Annotated in this window: 1 protein-coding gene; it reads left to right on the top strand. The window is 74.6% G+C overall.

What is annotated here, in order from left to right; all coding sequences use genetic code 11:
• Position 1: 1 nt before the first annotated feature.
• Positions 2-531: glycosyltransferase family 39 protein (locus tag D7V93_RS43890; RefSeq protein ID WP_120648744.1), on the top strand; the 530-nt coding region annotated here is incomplete at its 3' end.

The raw sequence follows: 531 nt of genomic DNA, 5'->3' as shown, positions 1-531 counted from the left end.
GGTGGGGGTGGTGGTGCGGCTCGCGCTGGCGCTGGGCACGGATACCTACTTCGACGAGGCCTATTACTGGCAGTGGGCGCGGCACCTCGCCTGGGGGTACTTCGACCACCCGCCGATGGTGGCGTGGCTCATCGCCGCGCTGGGGCTTCGGGGCGCCGCGCTCCTGTGCGGCCTGGGGACGGGCGTGGCGGTGTGGGGGCTCGCCAGGGACGTGCATGGCACGCGCGAGGCGGCCTGGCGCGCGGCGGCCCTGTGGAGCGCGGTGCCGGTGGGCATCGTCGCCGGGGTGTGGGCCACGCCCGACGCGCCGATGCTGCTGTTCTGGGCCCTGGGGTTGTGGGCGCTCCAACGCGAGCGGTGGGTGCTGGCGGGACTGACGTGTGGCCTCGCGCTGCTGTCGAAGTATCCGTCGGTGCTCCTGGGGCTCGCGTTCATGCTCGCGGCGCTGCGGGCCCGGAGGCTGCCGGCGGGAGCGTGGCTCACGGCGGGCCTGGCGCTGCTGTGCTTCCTGCCGGTGGTGCTGTGGAACGC

The sequence above is a fragment of the Corallococcus llansteffanensis genome (assembly GCF_003612055.1).
GTDB lineage: Bacteria > Myxococcota > Myxococcia > Myxococcales > Myxococcaceae > Corallococcus > Corallococcus llansteffanensis.
The sequence above is the reverse complement of the archived record's forward strand: the minus strand, read 5'-3'. Positions and strand labels throughout refer to the sequence as shown.